A 665-nucleotide genomic window follows, 5' to 3' on the forward strand; every position below is an offset into this window, starting at 1 on the left:
CATCAAAGGTGCGCCAGGCGCCGCTTTGGGGTGCGAAGTTGCTGCGGCTGGGCGCTGCAGCGGGCGTCTGGGCAAAGGTGAGGGCGGGCAATGCCGCGGCCACGGCTGCTGCCGCGGTATTCTTCAGAAAGGCTCGGCGTACGGTGGTCATCAAAAAGATCTCCGGGTGGGGTGAGGGCGACGTGCACCGCGGCAGGTAAAGATGCTGCGGGATGTCTGGACCTCAATTATCGCCTCTGCCTTGCCGCGCCCCCGCCACTGGCGGCCACCTCAAGGCTTGAGCAAGCCCGCAATCAGCTTTTCTGCAGCGGGGCTGGTCCAGTCAACCTCGCCCGTGACGCGCTGGCGCGGCCGGCCGTTGCGGTCGATCATCAGCGTAGTCGGGAACACTTTCACGCCCCAGCCTCTGGCCACTTTGCCGTCCAGATCCAGCAGAACCGGCAGCGTCACGCCGGTGGTTTTGGCGAACTGCAGCGCACGCGCTGCGGGCTCCTTGAAGTTGATGGCCAGGACCAGCAGTTTGTCGTCGCCATAAAGGTCGGCAATCTGCTGCAGCGTCGGCATTTCAGCGCGGCAGGGCTCGCACCAGCTGGCCCAGAAGTTCAGCAGCACGGCACGGCCGCGCAAATCAGCCGCGCGCCAGATCTTGCCGGTCGTGTCCACCA

Annotated in this window: 1 protein-coding gene; it reads right to left on the bottom strand. The window is 65.4% G+C overall.

The annotated features are described in order from the left end of the window. Nucleotides 1-270: 270 nt before the first annotated feature. Nucleotides 271-665 (bottom strand): TlpA disulfide reductase family protein (locus tag AC1D0Z_RS23615; RefSeq protein ID WP_477660544.1); only part of this gene is annotated, 395 nt, incomplete at its 5' end.

The sequence above is a fragment of the Polaromonas sp. P1_E3 genome (assembly GCF_056405935.1).